21 protein-coding genes are annotated in these 21,384 nt (G+C 71.0%); 11 read left to right on the plus strand and 10 right to left on the minus strand.

Translation table 11 applies throughout. The features are described from left to right. Positions 1–47: 47 nt before the first annotated feature. Positions 48–1,076: a methyltransferase gene (locus SSOG_RS44370; RefSeq protein WP_106516563.1), complete on the plus strand. Its 1,029-nt coding sequence runs from the start codon at positions 48–50 to the stop codon at positions 1,074–1,076. A gap of 18 nt (positions 1,077–1,094) precedes the next feature. Here SSOG_RS44370 and SSOG_RS44375 read toward each other — a convergent pair whose 3' ends face one another. The 4 genes from SSOG_RS44375 to SSOG_RS44390 form a co-directional block, all read right to left on the minus strand. Next, a complete protein-coding gene (locus tag SSOG_RS44375; protein WP_009720878.1) occupies positions 1,095–1,913 on the minus strand; it encodes a class I SAM-dependent methyltransferase in 819 nt (272 codons plus the stop codon). Between the two features lie 198 nt (positions 1,914–2,111). After that, positions 2,112–3,308 carry a globin domain-containing protein gene (locus SSOG_RS44380; protein WP_039940244.1) on the minus strand — a complete coding sequence of 399 codons (1,197 nt, stop codon included), beginning with the start codon at positions 3,306–3,308 and terminating at the stop codon, positions 2,112–2,114. A gap of 141 nt (positions 3,309–3,449) precedes the next feature. Further along, positions 3,450–3,899, minus strand: a complete 450-nt coding sequence (locus SSOG_RS44385) for an RrF2 family transcriptional regulator (RefSeq protein ID WP_009720880.1) — start codon at positions 3,897–3,899, stop codon at positions 3,450–3,452. Between the two features lie 36 nt (positions 3,900–3,935). Beyond that, on the minus strand, positions 3,936–5,141 hold the full coding sequence (locus SSOG_RS44390) for an AI-2E family transporter (protein WP_009720881.1): 1,206 nt from the start codon (positions 5,139–5,141) through the stop codon (positions 3,936–3,938). 256 nt (positions 5,142–5,397) lie between these two features. Here SSOG_RS44390 and SSOG_RS44395 point away from each other — a divergent pair, with 256 nt between their 5' ends. Beyond that, positions 5,398–6,603 (plus strand): cysteine desulfurase-like protein, encoded by a 1,206-nt coding sequence (locus tag SSOG_RS44395; RefSeq protein ID WP_009720882.1) that lies wholly within the window; start codon positions 5,398–5,400, stop codon positions 6,601–6,603. A 5-nt stretch (positions 6,604–6,608) separates the two neighbouring features. On the opposite strand, the gene SSOG_RS44400 is transcribed toward SSOG_RS44395, so the two are convergent. Next, positions 6,609–7,373, minus strand: a complete 765-nt coding sequence (locus tag SSOG_RS44400; protein WP_009720883.1) for an SDR family oxidoreductase — start codon at positions 7,371–7,373, stop codon at positions 6,609–6,611. Between the two features lie 156 nt (positions 7,374–7,529). On the opposite strand from SSOG_RS44400, the gene SSOG_RS44405 reads away from it, so the two are divergent. Beyond that, entirely contained in the window at positions 7,530–8,069 is a 540-nt protein-coding gene (locus SSOG_RS44405; RefSeq protein WP_009720884.1) for a nucleoside/nucleotide kinase family protein, read from the plus strand. Between the two features lie 10 nt (positions 8,070–8,079). Here SSOG_RS44405 and SSOG_RS44410 read toward each other — a convergent pair whose 3' ends face one another. Further along, on the minus strand, positions 8,080–8,352 hold the full coding sequence (locus SSOG_RS44410) for a hypothetical protein (RefSeq protein ID WP_009720885.1): 273 nt from the start codon (positions 8,350–8,352) through the stop codon (positions 8,080–8,082). A gap of 270 nt (positions 8,353–8,622) precedes the next feature. On the opposite strand from SSOG_RS44410, the gene SSOG_RS55235 reads away from it, so the two are divergent. Further along, on the plus strand, positions 8,623–9,294 hold the full coding sequence (locus SSOG_RS55235; protein WP_050800207.1) for a TetR/AcrR family transcriptional regulator: 672 nt from the start codon (positions 8,623–8,625) through the stop codon (positions 9,292–9,294). A gap of 56 nt (positions 9,295–9,350) precedes the next feature. On the opposite strand, the gene SSOG_RS44420 is transcribed toward SSOG_RS55235, so the two are convergent. After that, a complete protein-coding gene (locus tag SSOG_RS44420) occupies positions 9,351–10,460 on the minus strand; it encodes an amidase domain-containing protein (protein WP_009720887.1) in 1,110 nt (369 codons plus the stop codon). A 462-nt stretch (positions 10,461–10,922) separates the two neighbouring features. Here SSOG_RS44420 and SSOG_RS44425 point away from each other — a divergent pair, with 462 nt between their 5' ends. After that, on the plus strand, positions 10,923–11,942 hold the full coding sequence (locus SSOG_RS44425) for a glutathione S-transferase family protein (protein ID WP_039940248.1): 1,020 nt from the start codon (positions 10,923–10,925) through the stop codon (positions 11,940–11,942). A 23-nt stretch (positions 11,943–11,965) separates the two neighbouring features. Here SSOG_RS44425 and SSOG_RS44430 read toward each other — a convergent pair whose 3' ends face one another. After that, positions 11,966–13,306, minus strand: a complete 1,341-nt coding sequence (locus SSOG_RS44430; protein WP_009720889.1) for an FAD-dependent oxidoreductase — start codon at positions 13,304–13,306, stop codon at positions 11,966–11,968. A gap of 119 nt (positions 13,307–13,425) precedes the next feature. Between SSOG_RS44430 and SSOG_RS44435 the strand changes: the two genes are divergently transcribed. Both SSOG_RS44435 and SSOG_RS44440 read left to right on the plus strand, forming a co-directional pair. Continuing rightward, entirely contained in the window at positions 13,426–14,268 is an 843-nt protein-coding gene (locus SSOG_RS44435) for an SDR family NAD(P)-dependent oxidoreductase (RefSeq protein WP_245606527.1), read from the plus strand. Between the two features lie 169 nt (positions 14,269–14,437). Beyond that, positions 14,438–15,739 (plus strand): MFS transporter, encoded by a 1,302-nt coding sequence (locus SSOG_RS44440; RefSeq protein ID WP_009720891.1) that lies wholly within the window; start codon positions 14,438–14,440, stop codon positions 15,737–15,739. Between the two features lie 43 nt (positions 15,740–15,782). On the opposite strand, the gene SSOG_RS44445 is transcribed toward SSOG_RS44440, so the two are convergent. Beyond that, the gene (locus SSOG_RS44445) at positions 15,783–16,535 is read right to left on the minus strand and encodes an SDR family oxidoreductase (RefSeq protein WP_009720892.1); all 753 of its coding nucleotides are present in this window, start codon (positions 16,533–16,535) and stop codon (positions 15,783–15,785) included. A gap of 27 nt (positions 16,536–16,562) precedes the next feature. Further along, positions 16,563–17,603, minus strand: coding sequence for an NAD(P)-dependent alcohol dehydrogenase (locus SSOG_RS44450; protein WP_009720893.1), 1,041 nt, complete (start codon positions 17,601–17,603; stop codon positions 16,563–16,565). Positions 17,604–17,804: 201 nt separating this feature from the next. Here SSOG_RS44450 and SSOG_RS44455 point away from each other — a divergent pair, with 201 nt between their 5' ends. The 4 genes from SSOG_RS44455 (at position 17,805) to SSOG_RS44470 (ending at position 21,378) form a co-directional block, all read left to right on the plus strand. Beyond that, positions 17,805–18,965 (plus strand): acyl-CoA dehydrogenase family protein, encoded by a 1,161-nt coding sequence (locus SSOG_RS44455; RefSeq protein ID WP_009720894.1) that lies wholly within the window; start codon positions 17,805–17,807, stop codon positions 18,963–18,965. Positions 18,966–19,061: 96 nt separating this feature from the next. Next, positions 19,062–19,850: an enoyl-CoA hydratase/isomerase family protein gene (locus tag SSOG_RS44460; protein WP_009720895.1), complete on the plus strand. Its 789-nt coding sequence runs from the start codon at positions 19,062–19,064 to the stop codon at positions 19,848–19,850. A 5-nt stretch (positions 19,851–19,855) separates the two neighbouring features. After that, on the plus strand, positions 19,856–20,236 hold the full coding sequence (locus SSOG_RS44465; RefSeq protein WP_039940249.1) for a Zn-ribbon domain-containing OB-fold protein: 381 nt from the start codon (positions 19,856–19,858) through the stop codon (positions 20,234–20,236). Continuing rightward, positions 20,233–21,378, plus strand: coding sequence for a thiolase family protein (locus SSOG_RS44470; protein ID WP_009720897.1), 1,146 nt, complete (start codon positions 20,233–20,235; stop codon positions 21,376–21,378). The genes SSOG_RS44465 and SSOG_RS44470 overlap by 4 nt, the downstream gene beginning before the upstream one ends. Positions 21,379–21,384 lie beyond the last annotated feature (6 nt).

Below are 21,384 nucleotides of genomic sequence, written 5' to 3' on the forward strand. Positions count from 1 at the left end.
GGCCGAGTGCCGTGCATGCTCATTCCGGAAGAACGGCGAGGAATTTCATGTCACACGAGATCAGCCCGGAGCCCATTTTGCAGGTGGGGCTCGGCTACATGGCGTCGAAAACCCTGCTCACCGCCGTGGAACTCGATGTCTTCACCCGGCTCGCCCAAGGCCCGTGCGAGCGCGGCGATCTGGCCGGGGCGCTGGGTCTGCATTCGCGGGGCGCGGCGGACTTCCTGGACGCATTGGTCGCCCTGGGCTTTCTGGAGAGAAGGGGGACCGAGTATCGCAACAGTCCGAGTGCCGACGCGTTTCTCGACCGGGAGAAGGACACCTACGTCGGCGGAGTCCTGGAGATGGCGAACAGCCGTCTCTATCCGTTCTGGGGATCGCTCACCGAGGCCTTGCGCACCGGAAAGCCGCAGAACGAGCAGAAGCACGGCGGAGACGTATACGACGCCATCTACCACGATCAGGCCGGCCTCGAACGATTCCTGAACGGCATGACGGGGCTCAGCATGGGAATGGCGCGGGCGATAGCCGAGAAATTCCCCTGGGTCGACTACCGGACGGTGCTGGACGTCGGCGGCGCCCTGGGCTGCGTCCCGGTGGCGGTGGCCCAGCGCCATCTCCACATCAGCGGCGGTGTCTTCGAACTGCCCCGGGTGCGGCCGGTCTTCGACAAGTATGTGACGTCCTTCGGCCTCACCGACCGCATCGCCTTCCACGGGGGCGACTTCTTCGCGGACGACCTGCCCACCGCCGATGTCATCGTGCTGGGCCAGATCCTGCACGGCTGGGGCCTGGACGAGAAACGGCTGCTGCTGAAGAAGGCGTACGACGCCCTGCCCGACGGGGGAGCGGTGCTCGTCTACGACGCGATCATCGACGACGAGCGGCGGCACAACACGTTCGGCCTGCTGGCCAGCCTGAACATGCTGATCGAGTCCGCTGCCGGGTTCGAATACACCGCGGCCGACGGCCGGTCCTGGATGGCCGAGGCGGGATTCGGCAGCACCTGGGTCGAACCCCTGATGGGCGGCTATTCCCTGCTGGTCGGCATCAAGGGCCGCCCCGGCGCCGGGTGACCCTTGTGAGGACGGAGCCTAGAAGCGATAGCGCAGAATGCGGCCCACGTCCTTGAACCCGGGCAGATGCGCCATCACCTTCATGCTCATCCGCCCCGTGGTGGGCATCGCCTCCATCCCCGGCATGTCGACGCTGCGCACCGCGTCCATCAGGGTCAGCCCGTCGTGCCAGCCCTCGATCTCCCGCGGGTCGTCGAGACCCCAGTGGAGCGTCGCGCCCGCGTTGCGCACCGCCGGGACCATCTTCTGGAGCCTGATGCCCAGCGATCCGTAGACGTCGAAGAGCAGCTGGCCGCCGGGGAACCGGTCGGTGATCCGCTGGATGAGGCGCTTGCCCTCCTCCTTGTGCAGATACATCGTCAGGCCCTCCATGACGGCCACGGTCGGCCGGTCGTCGGGCACGTCGCGGAGCCACGCCTCCTCGGTCACCGAGGAGGCGACCATCTCGTAGTTGCCCGACGGCTGCGGAAGCAGCTGCTTGCGCAGCTCGATGACGTCGGGGTAGTCGACGTCCAGCCAGCGCACCGACGACGAGGGGTCGATCCGGTGGACCCGGGTGTCCAGCCCGCACGCCAGGTGCAGCACGGTCGCCTTCTGATGCTCGGCCAGGAACGCGGTGGTCCAGTCGTCGAGCTGTCTGGCCCGGAGCGCGATGCCGACCGCGGTGGTCTCCGTCATGCCCGTCTTGCCGAAGTCGTAGGCGACGCGCTGCACCGCCTCCTGGGCCGTGTGGTCGCCCAGGACGGAGTGCGGCGAGCGGCTGTCCACCGCCCTGCCGTACAGCGTGGCGAGCATCGTCTCCTGCGTACCGGTGAGAGTGATCTTTTCGCGATCCATGGTTCCTCGGTCGAGTGCGGGGGTACCGACGGCCATTTCCGGTGATTCATCCGGGATGGGTGGAATCCGTGATGCGTACCGTCCCACGAGTACCCGGACGAAGGCGATCGCGCCCTGGGCCATTCGTGTCCTTCACGCCAGAATCCGGGCCCGTCGGCTGCCGAGGACGACCGAAAACGGCGGTCGGACGGGCCGGGATCAGTCCTGCGCCAGCCACAGATCGGGGCCGAAGACCTCGTAGTGGATGTCCGAGGGCCGCACACCGCGCTCCAGCAACTGGGCGCGCACCGACCGCATGAACCCCAGCGGACCGCAGAGATAGGCGTGGACGCCGTCGGGGATCTCGACGCCGGTCAGGTCCACTCGGCCGGTGCGCTCGGCCGGCCATGCGTCGCCCGGCCGCTCGTACCAGACGTGTGCGGAGCCCCGGGCGAGCTTGGTGACCAGCCGCTCCTGATCGGCGCGCAGCGCGTGGTCGGCGGGGGAGCGGTCGGCGTGGACCGTGATGACCGGGGCCTGGTGCCCCCGGTCGACCAGGTCCTCCAGCATGGCGACGATCGGTGTGCAGCCGATACCGGCCGACGCCAGCAGCAGCGGCGCGTCCGTGGCGTCGAGCACGAGGTCGCCGTACGGGGCGGACACGCTGATCACATCACCCTCCCGGAGGTGCTCGTGCAGATGCCCCGAGACCTCGCCGTCCGGATCCGTGCCGCCGCGTACGTGCTTGACGGTGATGGAGCGCACCGTCGCGCCGGGCGGGTTGGTCAGGCTGTACTGGCGGATCTGGCGCGCCCCGTCGGCCAGTTCGACCTGGACCGAGACGTACTGGCCCGCCTTGAAGGCCGGTGCCGGGCGGCCGTCCGCGGGCCGCAGCCGGAAGGTGACGACGTCCGCGGTCTCCTGGACCCGCTCGGCCACCTCCCACGGCCGCCACGTCCCGCCCGCCAGCACACCCTGCTCGGCGTACAGCCGCCGCTCGATCTCGATGAGGGCGCCTGCCATCAGCCAGTAGACCTCGTCCCAGGCGGCTGCGACCTCCTCGGTGACCGCGTCGCCGAGCACCTCCGCGATCGCGGCCGACAGATGGCGGTGCACGAGCGGGTACTGAGCGGGGCTCACGCCGAGCGAGGCGTGCTTGTGGGCGATCCGGGTCAGCATCGCGTCGGGCCGGACCTCGGGGTGCTCCACCAGGGCGGTGGCGAACGCGGCCACGGCACCGGCGAGCGCCTGCCGCTGGATTCCGGCCGCCTGGTTCCCCCGGTTGAACATGTGCCGCAGCAGCTCCGGGTGGGCCTCGAAGAGCTTCCGGTAGAACAGGTCGGTGATGGACCCGATGGCCGCACCGACGGCGGGGAGGGTGGCGCGGACGGTGTCAGCGGACTTCTGGGAGAGCATCACCGGCTCCTAAGTGGTATGCAGGATTCGTATTTAACGGCGCGAAGAAACCCGGCGCGGCGACCGCCGGCGTAGTGAGTGCGGGCGTAGCGAGCACCGGCGTACGGACGTGGGCGGGCCGGGGAGGCATCCCCCGCGGGTTCACCGGTCCGCCCCCGGCGCTCGCCCCACCAGCCCGAGCAGGACGGGCCCGGTGGGGGAACCGATCAGATCGGTGACCGTCAGCGGGTCGAGCGAGGAGAAGAACGCCTCCTGCGCCTGCCGCAGCGCCATCCGCAACCGGCAGCCCTGGCGGAGCGGGCACGGGGTGTCGCCCTCGCAGTCGACGACCTCATCGGCCCCTTCGAGTTCCCGGACCAGTTGGCCGACCGAGGCGGTGCGGCCGGTCTCGGTGAGCACCAGCCCGCCGCCGCGCCCCCGCCGCGTCTCGATGAGGCCGAGATGCTGGAGCCGGGCGGCCACCTTCGCCAAGTGGCTGTACTGCACCCGCATCTCCCCGGCGATCTGCCGTGCGGTGCACGGCTCTGCTCCGGCGACCGCCAGTCGCATGATGGCGCGGAGAGCCAGATCGGTTGATTTCGTCAGCCGCATGACACCAGATTAGATAATGCGAATCTGAGATGCAATTTACCGGGACGGGGTGCGCAGCGCACGGGTCACGGACCAGGCCACCGACACCATGGGCACGGCCACGATCGCGCCGACCACCCCCGCCACGATGCCCCCGGCGATCACCGAGATCGCCACCACCACCGGATGCAGCCGCACCGCCCAGCCCATCACCAGCGGATGCAGCACATGCCCCTCGATCTGCCCGACCACCACGATGAGTACGAGCACGACCGCCGCGATGACCGGCCCCCGCCCCGCCAGGGCCACCACCGTGGCCACGGCCAGCGCGATCGGCGAGCCGATCAGCGGGATGAAGGTGAAGAAGAAGACCAGCAGGGTCAGCGGCAGCGCCAGTGGCACCCGCAGCAGCAACAGGGCCAGGCCGACCAGTGCCGCGTTGGCGGCCGCCACCAGGATGATCCCCCGGGTGTACCCCGCGAAGGTGTTCCAGGCCGCCCGGCCCGCCCGGTCCCACGGCGACCGGGCCGCCTCCGGAAGCTGCTCGCGGAACCACCGCCACATCCCGTCACCGGAATGCACGAAGAACAGCGAGCAGAACAGCGCCAGCACCGCCGCCGTCAGCGCCTCCACGACCCGGCCCGCACTGCTGAGCGCCCTGCTGATGAGCGTGGCGCGATGGGCCGAGACGAACGAGCTGATCCTGTCGTGCAGCCCGGTCAGCGTGCGGTGCCGGACATGGAACGGCGGCCCCTCCAGCCAGCGCGTGATCCGGCCGATCCCGCCGCGGAACTCGCCCACGAGCCTGCCCGCCTCGCCCGCCGCCGCACTGCCCACCAGCGCCAGTAACCCCAACACCACCAGCAGACTCCCGAACACCGCCAGCGCCACCGCGAGCGGCCGGGGCAGCCACCGCGCCAGCACATCGGCCAACGGCCGCAGCAGCGCGGTGCCCACCAGGGCCAGAAACACCGCGACCGCCACCAGCTGAAAGCGCCCCAGAACGGTGAACGCCAGATAGACCGCCACCCCGACGGCCAGCAGCCGCCATGCGTACGCGGCGGCCAGCCGCAGCCCGGGATGCACCCGGTCGCCCGCCCCGCTCCCCGCGCGCCCCGCCCGCTCCCGCGCCACGGCCCCCGGGCCCCGGCGCGGACGGCTGCCGAGCGTCGCGTACCGCGACCGCCGACCGCGCCGGATGCCGGGACGCCCTCCGCCCTCCCGCCTCGGCGCCCGCTCCGGCGGAGGAGACTCGCTGCTCACGCCGGTGCCACCGCCCTCCGTGCCCCGGACCCGCGCCGCGGGGCCGGGTGACCGTTCTTCCCGTTATATGCCTGATGGGAAGATTCAATCAGGGCGGCCGGGCGCGCGCCTGATCACGCCCCCGCCCCCGGGTACACCTCGCGGCCCGCCGCGGCCGGGCCGTGGCGCTGTTTCCCACAGCCCCGGCGAACTCCATAATCGATCACCACGGTGCCTCATCCGCCGACCGCCCTCCGCACCGCAGCAAGGAGTTGCCGTGACGTACGACATCGCCGCCATCCGCGCGCAGTTTCCCGCCCTGACGGCCGGGTCGGCCCACTTCGACGGCCCCGGCGGTACGCAGACCCCCGTACCCGTCATCGAGGCCATCACCGACGCGCTCGCGCACCCGCTGGCCAACCGGGGCCGCACCACCGCGGGGGAGCGCAACGCCGAGGCGATCGTCGCGGCCGCCCGGCAGGCCATGGCCGACCTGCTCGGCGCCGACCCCACCGCGGTCGTCTTCGGCCGCAGCGCCACCCAACTGGCGTACGACTTCTCCCGTACGCTCGCCACGACCTGGTCGCCGGGCGACGAGATCGTGGTCACCCGCCTGGACCACGACTCCAACATCCGCCCCTGGATCCAGGCCGCCGACCGGGCCGGGGCCACCGTGCGCTGGGCCGACTTCGACCCGGCGACGGGCGAGCTGACCCCCGACGACATCAGCGCCGTCCTGAGCGAACGCACCCGGCTGGTCGCCGTCACCGCCGCCTCGAACCTCATCGGCACGCGCCCGGCGATAGCGGAGATCGCCCGCCGCACCCACCAGGCCGGGGCGCTGCTGTACGTCGACGGCGTGCACTACACCGCCCACTCCCTCGTCGATCTCGACCTGCTCGGAGCGGACTTCTACACCTGCTCCCCGTACAAGTTCCTCGGCCCCCACCTCGGCGTCCTGGCCGGCCGCCCCGAACTCCTGGAGACCCTGCACCCCGACAAGCTGCTCCCCTCCACGAACGCCATCCCCGAGCGGTTCGAGCTGGGCACCCTGCCGTACGAATTCCTCGCAGGGACCCGCGCCGCCGTCGACTTCCTCGCGGGTCTGGACCCCCGGGCGCGGGGCAGCCGCCGCGAACGCCTGGCGGCGGCGTACGCGGCCCTCGAAGAACACGAGGACGCGCTGCGGCTGCGCATCGACAAGGGACTGGCCGCCCTCGACCCGATCACGGTCCACTCCCGCGCGGCGGACCGCACCCCCACCCTCCTCATGACCATCGACGGCCGCGACACCACCGACGCCTACCGCCATCTGGCCCGCCGCGGCGTGGACGCACCGTCCGGATCCTTCTACGCGATCGAGACCTCCCGCCGGCTCGGCCTCGGCGACACCGGCGGACTCCGCATCGGGCTGGCCCCCTACACCAGCACCGAGGACGTGGACCGGCTGCTGGAGGGCCTGTCGGAGTTCCTGTCGTCGTAAGGCCGCTAGCGCAGGGTGTAACCGCCGTCGGTGTAGAGCGTGGAGCCGGTGGTGAAGCCATTGGTGAAGAGGAAGACCACGGCCTGCGCGATCTCGTCCTCGGCCGCCGGGCGGCCCAGCAGCGCGTCGCGCCGGTACTGCGCGAAGGCGGCGTCCCGGTCGGCGGCCGGGCGGTTCGCCCACAGGTGGCCGTCGACGGTGCCGGGTGCCACCGCGTTGACCCGCACCGGGGCGAGTTCCACCGCCAGCCCCCGGCCGAGGCCCTCGATCGCGGCGTTGCAGGCGACGTACGCGGGAGCGGGCCCGGCGGGGCGGGCGGACGCCGCGCCCGACATCAGCACCACGGACCCGTCCCGGGCCAGCTTGGGGGCGGCCGCGCGCACCGCGTGATACTGGCCCCAGAACTTGGAGTCGAAGGGCGACGCGGCATCCTCGTCGCTCAGTTCGCGCATCGGCCCGACCCGGTAGGAGGCCGCCGAGGTGAAGAGATGGTCGACCCGTTCGACCCCGTCGAAGAAGGCGGCGAGCGAGTCGGTGTCACGGGTGTCCACGGTGCGCCACGTGGCGGCCTCGCCCAGTTCGGCGGCCGCGGACTCCAGCCGGGCCGCGGTGCGGCCGCCGAGCACGACCCGTGCTCCGGCGTCGACCACCCGGCGCGCGACCCGCAGCCCGATGCCGGAGCCGCCGCCGATCAGGACGACCGTCCGGCCCCGCAAATCCTCGGCGCCGCCCCGGGCGCCGGGACCGGGTGCGGTGGTGGCCTGCGCCATGATGCTTCCTCGCTCACATACGCGGTTATGGTGATCAACTTCTTGCAACCGCCGCCCGCGCAGGCCGTATTCCCGCAGCTCACCCCGGGCTACACCCTCGCCGCCGCCCCGGATAACGCATCGCGCCCGGCGGCCCGCGGCTGACACCCTCCCTCCATGGAACACACCGAGGTACTCGTCATCGGAGGACGCGCGGGCGTCGGCAAGACCACGGTCGGCTGGGAGGTGTCGGCACAGCTGCGCGCCGCGTCGGTGCCCCACGCGATCATCGAGGGAGACTTCATGGCCCAGGTGCATCCGGCCCCCGAGGACGACCCTCACCGCAGGAAGATCGCCGAACGCAACCTGACCGCCCTCTGGGCCAACTACGCCGAACTCGGCCACCGGCGCCTCGTCTACACGAACACCGTGAGCGTGCTGCCCGCGACCACGGACATGATCGAGCGCGCCACCAGGCCCTGTGCCCGGATCGTACGCGTCCTGCTCACCGCCTCGGACGCCACGACGGAGGAGCGGCTGACGGGCCGGGAACTCGGCTCGGAACTGGAGCACGAACTGCGCGGCAGCGCCCGCAAGGCCCGCCTCCTGGACGAGCAGGCCCCCGCGAACACCCTGCGCGTGGCCACCGACGGGCGACTGGTGGTGGACATCGCACGAGAGCTGGTCGCCGCCACCGGCTGGGCCGACGGCGCGTAGCGACACCTGTTCAGCAGCGCGGGGCCAGCACATCGACCCGGGGCAGCTCACGGTGGCGGTGATGGGCGGCGGCGATCCCCGCGAGCGCGGGGCGGCCCAGGGCGCCGTACGCCGCCGCCAAGAGCTCCCACACGAACTCCTCCAGCACCGGCTCGCCCCCGGACGCCCAGTGCAGATCGCGTCCCAGCACCAGCGCCTCCGCCGGATCCCCCGCCGCACACCGCCGCCGCGCCTCCTCCACGCTCCGCTCCACGGCGGCGTGGTCCTCGAGGAACCCGTACATGAACTTTGCGAACGCGTACTCCTCGGCCCCGTCGTCGTCCGCGAGATCCTGCCAGCCCGTCGGACCCGCCGTGCAGAAACGTCAGGAACTCCGGCGGATCCCGGTAGTAGCGCCCATGGACCCGTACGTCGGCGCCCACAACGGTCGGATCCTGCCCGCTGCCCGGTTAGGCTCAGTCGTGCGGTGTGATCCACGGCATGTTGTACGCCACAAGGGGAAGGCGCGGAGGACGTGAGGGACGGTCAGGATTCCATACGCTCGAAGCCCCCTATGCGCGCCGACGCCCGCCGCAACCAGCAGCGCATCCTGGACGCGGCCCGTGCGATGTTCAGCGAGCAGGGCACCGCCGCGCCCCTGGACGACATCGCCCGCCGCGCCAACGTCAGCATCGCGACGCTCTACCGCCGCTTCCCCGACCGCGCCGCGCTCTGCCGGCACGTCGCCATCGAGGGCTACGAAACCGTACTGGCCGAGGCGCGGGCCGCACAGGAGGTGGCCGAGGAGGGCGGTCCGGACGCCCCGCTGCGGGCCGTCGAACGCTTCCTGACCGGCGCGGTCGACCAGCGCTCCCGCCTCGTCCTCCCGCTGTTCGGCGGCCCGGCCTTCCACGACGAGGAAGTCATCGTCCTGCGTCACCGCATCACCGGCTCCCTGGAGGCGGTGCTCGCCCGCGGCCGGGAGCGCGGCGCGGTGCGCGACGACGTCAACTCCATCGATCTGCTGATGGCCGCGGCCATCATCAGCCGCCCGCTCCCCAACACTCCGCCCGAGTGGCTCGACACCACCGCCCGCCGCCACATCGCCGTCCACCTCGACGGCCTCCGCCCCGGCGCCATCCACCACCTCCCCGGTCCGGAACCGGAGCACGCCTTCAGCCGCGAGACACCGGCCGCGGCTCGCCCCGGTCCGGCGGAGAACGCCCCCACCGAGCACCGCGCCTGACAACGGACCGTGGCCCCACCCGAAGGGCGAGGGCCACGGTCACCGGTGTGCTTCCGTCAGGTGCGGTACGCGTAGTACAGCGAGTTCGGGTTGGAGGCGATGATGCTCGCCACCGACTTCCGGTAGGTGTTGACCGAGTGGTAGGTCATGTACGGGACACCGCTGGAGGAGCGGTACGTGACCATCATGGTGTGGTCCTTGGACCCGTCCCGGTCGAAGTCCATCTGCATGACGTCCCCGACACCCATGTAGTACACGTTCGCCAGGTTGGTCGCCCGCTTGGCGTCCAGCGTGAACCATGACCACTCGTTGGCGCCCACCCAGGACGTCGCCTGGGTTGAGGTGTCGTACCACCAGGTGCGGTAGTCCACCGCGTCGCCCGGCGCGTGCTTCCAGCCGCCCGCCTTCAGGGCCTGGCTGATGAAGTTGGTGCAGTCCCCGCCGGCTTCGTTGAACTTCCGGTAGGCGGGGTTGTAGTTGCTCCAGTACTTCTCCGCGTACGTCGCCATCGCCGCGTAGTTGTACGCCCCCGCGGGCTTGCTCATCTGCTGGGACGGCTTCGAGGTGGCCGCGGGGGTCGCGCTGGGCAGCGCCGCCGCGCTCTTCACCGACACCGTGGCGGGCTCGTTGATGGCGGTCGGCCCCTCGTCGGTGGGCCTGATGCCGGTCAGCTCCCACTTGCCGCCGGTCCCGGCGGTGAAGCTCAGCTCGTGGTGGGCCTGGAAGCTGGTCGTCGCGGGCTCGTCCCCGCGGATCTTCTTGTACGTCAGCGTCGTGGTCTCCGTGGCCTGGACGGTCGCATGCCCGTCCACGACACGGGTCGCGCCCACGGTGACCTTGGTGTCGGCGTCCGTGTACGCCTCGCCCAGCGCGGCCAGCCGCGCCTTGCGGGTCCGCAGCGTGGACAGCGCCGTGTTCTCGGTCCGCGTCAGACCGGTCGACAGCCGCGCCTTCTTGGTGGCCGGTGCCGCCGCACGCCGCGCCTGCTGCCCGTCCAGCAGCGCCGCCGTACGCTCGGTGAGCAGCGCGTCGGCCAACTGCCCGAAGGACGTGGCGGTCGCCCCGTCCACCACACCCGTCTGCGCCGCACTCGCGGCAGAGGCGGGCAGTGCCACGGCCGACAGCGCCACCGTCAGTGCCGCCCCGACAGCGGATCTGAAGGTCAATGAATTCACGATGGATTCCCCTCCGCATCCCGGGCCGGATCGACCCGGGGGGCTCGGATCCTTGCATATGCGCTGCCCGTTTGGTGATTTTGTGCTCAGAATGCGAAGTGGTGTCCACGAGTCCTTCACCTGCGGGATAATGGCCGTTTTCAGACTGACCCGGCGCGGCATGCCGAAGAGCCGTTGTCCGGCGGCACCGGTTCGCGCTGCTGGAGCCCGCGCGGCGGCTGGTCGGCGACGAGGACGAGTGGGCCTTCATCGACTGGGACACGGCCGCCCCTGGTTCCCGCCTGTGGGATGTCGCCTACGCCCTAGGCCGAGCACTCGCCGCCCGCACCGGGATGTCACTGGGATCGAGCCGCGTCGCGTGTCTCCCCGGTGTGGAGGAGGGTAGGTAGTGAGCCGAGTCGTACATATGTCGGGCGTATGCAGACGCTCCGCACGCTTCGGGAGGTAACCGAATTGAACACCGCTGGCCAGGAGACGCCCCGTGAAGAGAAGGAATTCACCCGGTCCGGGCCGCACTTCTCCGACCGGATCACGGCCGACGGCCGGGACGGCTGGCCGGTCGAGGCCGGGCGGTACCGGTTGGTCGTCAGCCGGGCCTGCCCCTGGGCGAGCCGGGCGCTGATCTCACGACGGCTGCTCGGCCTGGAACCGGCCCTGTCGCTGGCGGTCACGGACCCCATCCAGGACGAGCGGAGCTGGCGCTTCACCCTGGACAAGGGGGATCGGGACCCGGTGCTGGGCATCGCGTTCCTCAGCGAGGCGTACGACGCCCGCGAGAAGGAGTACCCGGGCGGGGTGAGCGTGCCCGCGATCGTCGACGTCCCCAGCGGGAAGCTGGTCACCAACGACTTCCAGCGCCTCACCCTCGACTTCGCCACCGAGTGGACCGCCCTGCACCGGGAGGGGGCGCCGGACCTGTATCCCGAGGAGCACCGCGATGAGATCGACGAGGTGATGGAGGGGGTCTACCAGGATGTGAACAACGGCGTCTACCTGGCCGGTTTCGCCAAGCACCAGCACACCTACGAGGACGCCTACCGGGCTCTCTTCGCCCGTCTGGACCGGCTGTCGGAGCGCCTGGCCACGCGGCGGTATCTGGTCGGCGACACCATCACCGAGGCCGACATCCGGCTGTTCACCACGCTGGTGCGCTTCGACGCCGTCTACAACGGCCACTTCAAGTGCAACCGCAACAAGCTGAGCGAGGACCGGGTGCTGTGGGGGTACGTACGCGACCTCTTCCAGACGCCCGGATTCGGCGACACGGTGGACTTCGACCACATCAAGCGGCACTACTACCAGGTGCACACCGCGGTCAATCCCACGCGCATCGTCCCCGTCGGCCCCGATCTCTCCGTCTGGTCGACCCCGCACGGACGAGAGGAGCTGGGCGGGCGTCCCTTCGGCGACGGCACCCCGCCGGGCCCGGTGCCGCCCGGTGAGGAAGTCCCGGAGGCGGGCCGGGCCCGCTGACGGGCCCGCCGCCGCGCCGGGGGTCAGGGGTGGCGGGCCTGCGCCGCGGCGGTGTCCGCCGCGGTCAGCCCGAAGACGAGGGCTGACGCGATACCGCCCGCGTAGGCGCGGTGCCACAGGCCGCCGGTGTCGGAACCGGCGGCCAGTAGCCCCGTCAGTGGCTCCCCGTTCTTTGCCAGGACCCGCGCCTGATCGTCGATGCGTACTCCGTGGAACGGGAAGGTGATGGCCGGTGCCGTCTCGATGACGTAGTACGGGGGCTCGTCCAGCGGCAGCGGGTCCAGCTCCCGGCCGGGTGCCGTGGCGAGCCCCGCCGAGGCGCGCTCGTTGAACCGCCGGACCCCGTCCCGAATGGCCTCACCCCGGTAACCCCACTCCTCGGGGAGGAACGCCAGCTCGTCGAGATCCTCGGCCAGTCCCACACGGCCGCCTCGCTTGTTCGCCAGCGCGAACTTGTCGACGGCGACCGCGCCCTCGACGTAGGAGCCCACGATCCAGTCGCGGAACACCCGGGCATCGGCGATGAGGAGTCCCCGGCTCTCCGGCTGTTCCAGCAGCGCCATGGAGGTGAGGTGGTCGCCCAGCGTCTCGTCCACGAAGCGCTCGTTGCGCAGGTTGAACAGGAGCGCGTGTTCGCTGTAGTACAGCGACAGGTCGACGAAGTCCACCGGGTCGGTGAAGGGCGTACGGCTCGGAATGAGGTGGCCGTAGAAGCCCGCGTCGGCGTGGCCGGTGGCCGCGCCCACGCCGGTGGCCAGGCGGTAGCCACCGCCGCGGCTGTCGGGATTGGAGCGCAGCTCCATGCGGTCGGCGTGGGGGTGCACATGCTCGGTGCGGAGCGCGAGGTCGCCCTGGAACCCGCCGGTCGCGAGGAGCGTGGCGCGGGCGCCGACCGTCCTGTGCGTGCCGTCGGCTGACCTCAGCAGGGCTCCCACGACGGCACCGTGCTCGGTCAGCAGGTGTTCGGTGTGGGTGGCGAGCAGCAGTCGGCCACCGCCGTCGAGGATGAGCCGACGGCAGGTGTCGAGATAGTGACCGGTGTCGAATTGGTGTCCGCGGCCGAAGCTCAGGATGCGCTGTGCGTCCTTCACCTCCACCCCGGTGGAGCGGATCCAGGAAACACCCTCGTCGAACCGGTCCACGAGGGCGCGCTTCAGCGTGAGGTCCCCTCCCGGATTGTGCCGGTCCATGATGTCGTGGCTCGGAGCGGTCCACGCGTATCCGGCGAAGCGCGCGGAGCCGCCCACGTCCGTGCTGGTATCCACCAGCACCACGGACAGGCCGCTGCGGACGGCACGGGCACCGGCGGTCAGGCCCGCCATGCCCGCCCCGATGATGAGTAGATCGACGACTTCCGCGTCCACGCGAAATCTCCTTCGGTGGGGGCCGGTGTTCAGTAAAACCGAATCCAGTTCACATCTCAAGACGGTTGCATCGAGCCTGTCCCGAACCTTGTCGGTGCCGGGTCGGCACGGTAAGAGAGGTGAAGTCAGTTCAATATCGGATGGTGCTGGAGGTCGTCATGGCGCATGGAGGGGCCCACGCGGGCCGGTTCGAGGGCAAGGTCGCCCTGGTGACGGGTGCGGGCTCGGGTATGGGCGCGGCCGTCGCCCGGCGGCTGGCCGCCGAAGGGGCCCGGGCGGTGGTCCTGGCCGACGTCGACGGTACGAGCGCGGCGGCCGTCGCGCAGGACGTGCCGGTCGGCCGGGCGCTCGCCGTCGACGTGGCGGACGCCGCGGCGGTCGACCATGCCGTCGACGACGTGCTGCGTCGGTACGGCGGGCTCGATCTGGTGGTGCACGCCGCGGGTGTCGACGATCCGCAGGCCAAGCAGCGCATCGCGGACGCCCTGGTGGAGGGCCGTCCGCCCGAGGTGACCGATGTGCTCGAGGACGCGGCCTGGCGGCGCGTCATGCGGATCAACCTCGACGGCACCTTCCATGTGCTGCGCGCCTCGGTGCGGGCCATGCGGCCGGAGAAGGCGGGGGCGATCGTCGTGATCGGCTCGTCGTCCGCCTTCGACGCCCCGGTCGGCTACCCTCATTACGCCGCGTCCAAGGCGGGGGTGCACGCCCTGTGCCAGGCCGTGGCCAAGGAGGTCATCCCGTCCGGGATCAGGGTGAACGTGGTCGCGCCGGGGCCGACCGAGACGGGGATGGCCGTACGTACGCCGGAGGTGCTGCGCTCGGGGTTCGCCGACCCGCGGGTGCGCCCGTACGCGACCGCCGAGGAGATCGCCGACATCGCCCTGTTCCTGGCCAGTGACGCCGCGGCGAACCTGATCGGCGCGGTGCTGCTCGCCAACGGCGGCCGGTTCACCGTCTGACTGCCGTCACCCTGAATTCACTTCAGATTGCCGTGCGTGGCCTCGTCTGTCGCTTCCCGGCTCGTCCGAGAAATCCCCGTCCGCAGGCTAGCTGTACTGAGTTCAGTTCTGTAGCGTCCCGGGCGTCGGCAAGGAACGGGATCTCGCCGTTCGGAAGGAGAGCCGAAACATGAGCACCACTGAGCAGCCCGCCCCGCCGGGGTCGGCGTCAACGTCCTACGACCCCCGCACGGTGCGCCGCGCGATGCTCGCCGGAAGCATCGGCACACTGATCGAATACTACGATTTCAGCGTCTACGGTTATCTCGCCGTGGTCATCGCCCCGCAGTTCTTCCCGAATGAGGATCCGACGGCCTCGACGCTGGCGGCGCTGGCGGTGCTCGCCACCGGCCTCGTGGTCCGGCCGCTCGGCGGGGTTTTCTTCGGATGGCTCGGCGACCGATGGGGGCGCCGCAAGGCGCTGGTCTCCTCCGTGCTGTGCATGGGGGTGGCCAGCAGCATTACGGGGCTGCTACCGACCTATGGCCAGATCGGCGTGCTCGCCGCGGTGCTGCTCTTCCTCACCCGGCTGGTGCAGGGCATCTCCTCGGGCGGCGAGTCGGTCGGCGCCTACACCTATATCTACGAGTCGGCACCGCCCCGGCGCAGGGCGTTCCTCGGTGCCGTCACGCCCATCGGATCCAACCTCGGATTCATGTTCGCGGCCGCCACGGCCGGGGCGATCTCCGCTCTCACCACTCAGGATCAGATGGCCGACTGGGGGTGGCGGCTGCCCTTCCTGATGGCCGTGCCCCTCACCCTCATCTGTCTGTGGGCCCGGCTGCGGATCGAGGACACCCCGGAGTTCAAGGAGGCCGCGAAGCGCGCCGACATCCCCGCCGCCCCGATCCGGGAGGTCCTGTCCACCCACCGCACCGCGCTGCTCCAGTCCATCGGACTGGCCATGGCCCAGGGCGGCGCTATCTTCCTCGGACTGACCTACATGGGCATCTACCTGACCACGAACCTGGGGTACGACCCCACGCATGTGTTCTGGCTGACCGCGGGCGTCGTCCTCGTCACCGTGCTGCTCATGGTGCCTGCCGGGTGGCTCGCCGCCCGGTTCGGTTGCCGTCGCGTCCTGCTGGCCGGGCTGCTGGGTTTCCTGGTGACGGCGTACCCCGCGCTGACGCTCATGGGGCGGCACAGCCTGGCCGTGGCCGGGCTGGCCTATCTCCTCTTCATGCTGAGCAGTGCGTTCGTGCAGGTCCCGGCGGCCAGCCTGTGGCCGCATCTCTTTGAACGCCGGGTCCGCTACACCGGTATGGCCATCGGGTACAACATCGGCACCGTCCTCGCGGGCGGTACGGCTCCGTACATCGCGGCCTTCCTGGTGCAGCGGACGGGGAACCTGCTCTCCCCGGCGTTCTTCGTGATGGCGGTCTGCCTGATCGGGCTCGGCGCCCTGTCCACTGTCCGCAAGGATGTGTAGGGACGCGGACGGCAACAGGCACGTCGGCGGCGGCGAACGCGGGTCAGGCTTTGTCCGCCGCGTGGCCGTGGCCGACGTGGCCGATGGTCTGGCCGCCGTCGACGGCGAACTCCCCGCCCGTGGTGTACGAGGCGTCGTCGCTCGCGAGGAAGAGCACCATGCGGGTGACCTCATCGGGCTCCCCGATGCGGGCCACGGGCTGCCGGGCGAAGCGCTCGGGTGAGGCCCTCTCACCCATGGGCGTGCGGATGACGCCCGGATGCACGGAGTTGATCCGTACCCCCGTGCCCGCCATGTCCAGCGCGGCGGCCTTGGTCATCCCGCGCACCCCCCACTTGCTCGCCACATAGCCGATGCCATCGGCGAAGCCCATGAGGCCCGCGGCCGAGGAGATGTTGACGACGGCCCCGTGGCCGCGGGCGCGCATGCCGGGCAGGACGGTGTGCATACCGAGGAAGGCGCCCACCAGATTGATGTCGATGATCTGGCGGAACTGCTCGGGCGACTGCTCCTCGACGCCACCGAAGTGAATGATCCCGGCGTTGTTGACCAGGACATCCACCGGACCCAAGGTGTCCTCGACCGTGCGGACCACGGACCGCCACTGCGCCTCGTCCGTGACGTCGAGGTGGCAGTACCGGGCGTGGGCGAGTTCGCCCGCCAAGGACTCTCCCTCGTCGTCCAGGACATCGCAGACGGCGATTCGGGCCCCTTCCGCGGCCAGCCCACGGACATGTGTGGCGCCCATGCCCCGGGCCCCGCCTGTGACGATCGCGACCTTTCCCTCGAAGCGCATCCCGAGCTTCCCTTCCGTTGAATGTGATCAGTCGGGCACCAGTACGGCCCGGCCCCGCACCCGGCCGTGGCGAAGGCGGTCGATCGCCTCCGCCGCGGCCGACATGGGGAACCGCTCCGTCTCGACGTGCAGCGCTCCGGCACACGCCAGCTCGACCACCTCGGCGAGCTGGTGGCGCGGTCCCCAGAAGGGCAGCGAGAGCCTGAAGCCGGGTGGGAGAACGCCCGGCTTGGCGACTGTCAGACGGCCGCCCCCGCTGCCGACGACGGCGAGTTCGCCACCGGGCCGCAGAACACCGACGGCGAGGTCCAGCGTCTCCGCGGTGCCGACGAAGTCGAGTACGGCGTCGGCACCGACATCCCCGCCGCGCGCCCTCAGCACCTGGGCGGTGTCCGCCCGCATCAGGGTGCCGAAGTCCGCGCCGGAGCGGTCCGCGAGGGCCAGGGCGTCGTCCCGGACGTCGACGGCCAGCACACGGCACGCCGTGGTCGCGCGCAGGATCTGCACCGCCAGGTGGCCGAGCCCGCCGATGCCGATCACGACGGCGGTGGCGCCCTCGCCGAGGGCGTGCCGGAGCCCGGCCACGGCGTGGTACGAGGTCAGTCCGGCGTCGGAGAGCGGGGCCGCCTGTTCGGCCGCCAGGCCGTCGGCCGGCACCAGATGGCGGGCGGACGGCACGAGCACGTACTCGGCCATTCCGCCGTCCCGGCCCAGGCCCGCGCCGTGCCAGGGGAGCGTGGCGCGCCGGTCGCAGTAGTTGTCCCAGCCCTCGGCGCAGCGGCCGCAGCTCCCGCAGCCCCAGGGCCCGTAGAGCACCACACGCTCGCCCACCTCCACCCCGTTCGCGTCCGGCCCCAGGGCCGCGACCCGCCCGGCGACCTCATGGCCGAGCGTGAACGGCAGCTGGTAGGGGAGCACCCCAGGAGCCGCGTCGATGACATGCAGATCGGAGTGGCACAGCCCGGTGGCTTCGACGCGTACCAGGACCTGTGCGCGGAGCGGGACGGGTCGCTCGATATCGACCGGCGCCGGTGGATCGCCCCAGGCCGTCAGCCGCAGTGCCCTCATCATCACCGTTCCCAGGTCTGGTCGGGCTGTGGCCGTCACGGTAACAGAGGTGAAGTGAGTTCAATAGATGGATGCAGGTCGGGGCGGGGTGCCCCGGAGGTCTTGCCGGGCAGGCGTTCCCTGCCTACGGTCAAATGAATCGAGTTCAAATTGTCGGATCGACCGGATCCGATCCCGTCGTACGAGAACGATGGAGTCCCCATGCATCCTCGCCACCCTGAGATCGCCCCCCGGCTGCTGTCCGAAACGGATGAACAGCGGCAGCTGCGTACCGTCCTGCGGGACCTCTTCCGTGAGACGAGCAGTCCCGAGGATGTCCGCAAACATCTCGCCACACCGCGCGGATACGACGAAGCCCTCTGGTCGCGGCTCGCGGGCGAGATCGGGGTCCACGGGCTGGCCGTTCCGGAGGAGTACGGCGGGTCCGGCTTCACCTTCGCCGAGCTGGCGGTCGTCCTGGAGGAGGTCGGGCGGGCCCTGTGCAGTGCGCCGCTGCTGCCCACGGTGGTGCTGGCCGCGCACGCCTTGCTGTACAGCGGTGACCGAGCGGCATGCGAGCAGTATCTGCCCCGGATCGCCGACGGCGCGCTCACCGCGACCGTGGCCGGATTCGGCGAAGGATTCGGCGACGGCGAGCCCATCGTCACCGCCGAGCGGGGGAGCGCCGGATGGGTGCTGCGCGGGCGGGCGGACTTCGTCCTCGACGGGGCCGGTGCGGATGTGATCCTGGTGCGGGCCGCGACCCCCGACGGACCCCGGCTGTTCGCCTGCGAGCCGGACCCCGGCACCTGCCGGCGGACGCCGCGCCGCGTCCTGGACGAGACGCGGCGCCAGGCGCTGGTGGAGTTCCGGGGCGCACCGGCCACCCCCGTGGGCACGGCGGAGGGCGCCGAGGCCACGGTCTCGGCGACTGTGGACACCGGGCGGGCCGCGCTGGCGGCCGAACAGATCGGCGGCAGCGGACACGCGCTGGATGCCACGGTCGAATTCGTCGCCCAGCGCCACCAGTTCGGGCGCCCCATCGGTTCCTTCCAGGCCGTCAAACACCGGCTGGCCGATGTGCTGGTCGCGCTGGAAGCGGCGCGCTCGGCCTCCGCGTACGCCACGGCCTGCGCCGCCGTCGCCCCGGAGCAGCTGCCGGTGGCCGCCAGTGCCGCCGCCGTGGTCTGCTCCGAGACCTTCCGCCTGGCCACGGCCGAGTACGTGCAGCTGCACGGCGGCATCGGCTTCACCTGGGAGCACCCGGCCCATCTGTATGTGCGCCGCGCCCGCGGCGCCGAGGTGCTGTTCGGTACGGCGGACCGGCACCGGGCGCGGCTGGCCGCGCTCGCCGGACTCGCCCTTGAATCATGTTCGGTTTGACCGTCGGACCGGTTCTGTCTCGATCAAGGGGTTGACAGTGCGGTCTTGGACTCGCAGAGTTGTAATGAATTCAGTTCAGTTTGAAGGGGTGAGGGTATGACCGTGGAAGACGAGATCCAGTTCGAGCGCGACGGCCACGTGGCCCGGGTGTGGCTCAACCGTCCGTGGAAGAAGAACTGCGTCACCGTGCCGATCCTGGACCGGCTCGACGAGATCATCACCGAGGTCGACGAGGACCCCGAGCTGCGGGTCCTGGTGGTCCGTGGCCGCGGCGGCACCTTCTGCTCGGGCTTCGACCTCGACAGCCTGAAGGCCGACTATGTCGGCAAGTCGAACGCGATCGACGTCGCGGTGAAGTCCGCGAAGGTGTGCGACCGCCTCTACTCGATGAAGACCCCCTCGGTCGCGGTCCTGGAGGGCCACGTCACCGCCGGCGGCTTCGAGATCATGATCTCCTGCGACTTCGCCATCGCCGCGGACGACGCGAAGATCGGTGACTTCCACATCCGCCGCGCGCTGTTCGGCGGGGCCGGCCCGATCTACCGGGTGCCGCGCATGATCGGCATCCGCAAGACCAAGGAGCTGATGCTCACCGGCAAGCTCCTCTCGGGCGTCGAGGCCACCGAGTTCGGGCTCATCAACAAGTCCGCCCCGGCCGACGAGCTGGACGCGACGGTCGAGGACTTCATCGCGGACCTCACCGACAAGAGCCCCTTCATGATGTGGCTCACGAAGATGACGATCGACCGCAGCCTGGACGCCGACACCCAGTCGCTGATGGTGATGGAGCACCTCGCCGTGGGCGTCGCGCTCAACTCCGAGGACGCCAACGAAGGCGTGTCGGCGTTCCTGGAAAAGCGCGAGCCCAAGTGGCAGGGACGCTGACCCGGATGGCCACGGATCCGCGGAGTCCGGACGCCGGGCTCCAGGGCTCGCGCTGCTCCGGCTGCGCGGTGGCGGCCTACCCCGCGGAGGACACGTGCCCGCGCTGCGGGGAGTCCGCCCATCCGGCGGCCCTCCAGGGCACAGGCACGCTGTGGACCTGGACGGTGCAGCGGTACGCCCCCAAGTCGCCGCCCTACCAGGCCCCGCCCGGAGACTTCGTACCCTTCGCGCTCGGCTATGTCGAGCTGGCGGAAGGCGTGCGGGTGGCCGCCGTCCTCGACCTGGACGACCTGGGCGACATCCGCATCGGCATGCCCCTGACCGTGACCGCGGGCACCGGCGTCCCGCGGGCCAGGCCCACTGCCCGAGGCGAGGAGGGAACGTGAGCACCGAGGTCCTGATCTGCGGCGCCGGGCGCACCCCGTTCGGCCGGTCCGAGGCTACGGGCCGGCAGCTGGCCGTCGGCGCGGTGAACGCGGCGCTGGCGGACGCCGGAATCGCGTGGCCGCGTGTGCGGGCCGCGTTCGGTGGCAGCGACAGCGCGGGGCTCGCCGACACATTGGTGGCGCAACTCGGCCTGACCGGGCTGCCGTTCGTCAATGTCAAGAACGGCTGCGCCACCGGTGGCAGCGCGCTGATCTCCGCCGTGAACGCCATCCGCTCCGGCATGGCGGACGTCGTCCTCGCCGTCGGCTTCGACAAGCATCCGCGGGGCGCCTTCGATCCCAGGCCCGAGGACTGGGGCCTGGGGGCGGAATACGGCAGCGACGGGCTGATGGTGACCACCCAGTTCTTCGGCATGAAGATCCAGCGCTATATGCACGACCACGAGGTCACCGCGCGGACTCTCGCCCTGGTCGCCGAGAAGGCGTACCGCAACGGTGCCCTGACACCCGACGCATGGCGCCGCAAGCCGGTGTCCGCCGAGGAGATCCTCGGCTCCGGCATGGTCAGCGACCCCCTGACCCGCTACATGTTCTGCTCCCCCGGAGCGGGCGCGGCCGCGCTGGTGCTCTGCTCTCCGGAGGCCGCCCGCACCATGGACGGCACACCGGTCACCCTGCGCTCGGCGGCCGTACGCACCCGGCGCTTCGGTTCGTTCGAAGTCTTCAGCCCGTGGATCCCCGCGGGCGAGCTGACCAGCGTCAGCCGTGACGCCTCGGCCGCCGCCTTCGAGGAGGCGGGGGTCGGCCCCGGCGACGTCGACGTGTGCCAGCTCCAGGACACCGAGAGCGGTGCGGAGGTCATGCACATGGCCGAGTGCGGGTTCTGCGCGGACGGCGAGCAGGAGCGGCTGGTCGCCTCCGGCGCCACCGGAATCGGCGGAACGCTGCCGGTCAACACCGACGGCGGCTGCATCGCCAACGGCGAACCCATCGGAGCCTCGGGGCTGCGCCAGGTCTACGAGGTCGTCCAGCAGCTGCGCGGCCGGGCCGGTGAGCGCCAGGTCCCGGGACAGCCCCGCGTCGGCTTCACCCATGTGTACGGCGCCCCCGGCGTGAGCGCCTGCACGGTGCTGTCCCGCTGAGAAGTC

The organism is Streptomyces himastatinicus ATCC 53653 (genome assembly GCF_000158915.1).
GTDB lineage: Bacteria > Actinomycetota > Actinomycetes > Streptomycetales > Streptomycetaceae > Streptomyces > Streptomyces himastatinicus.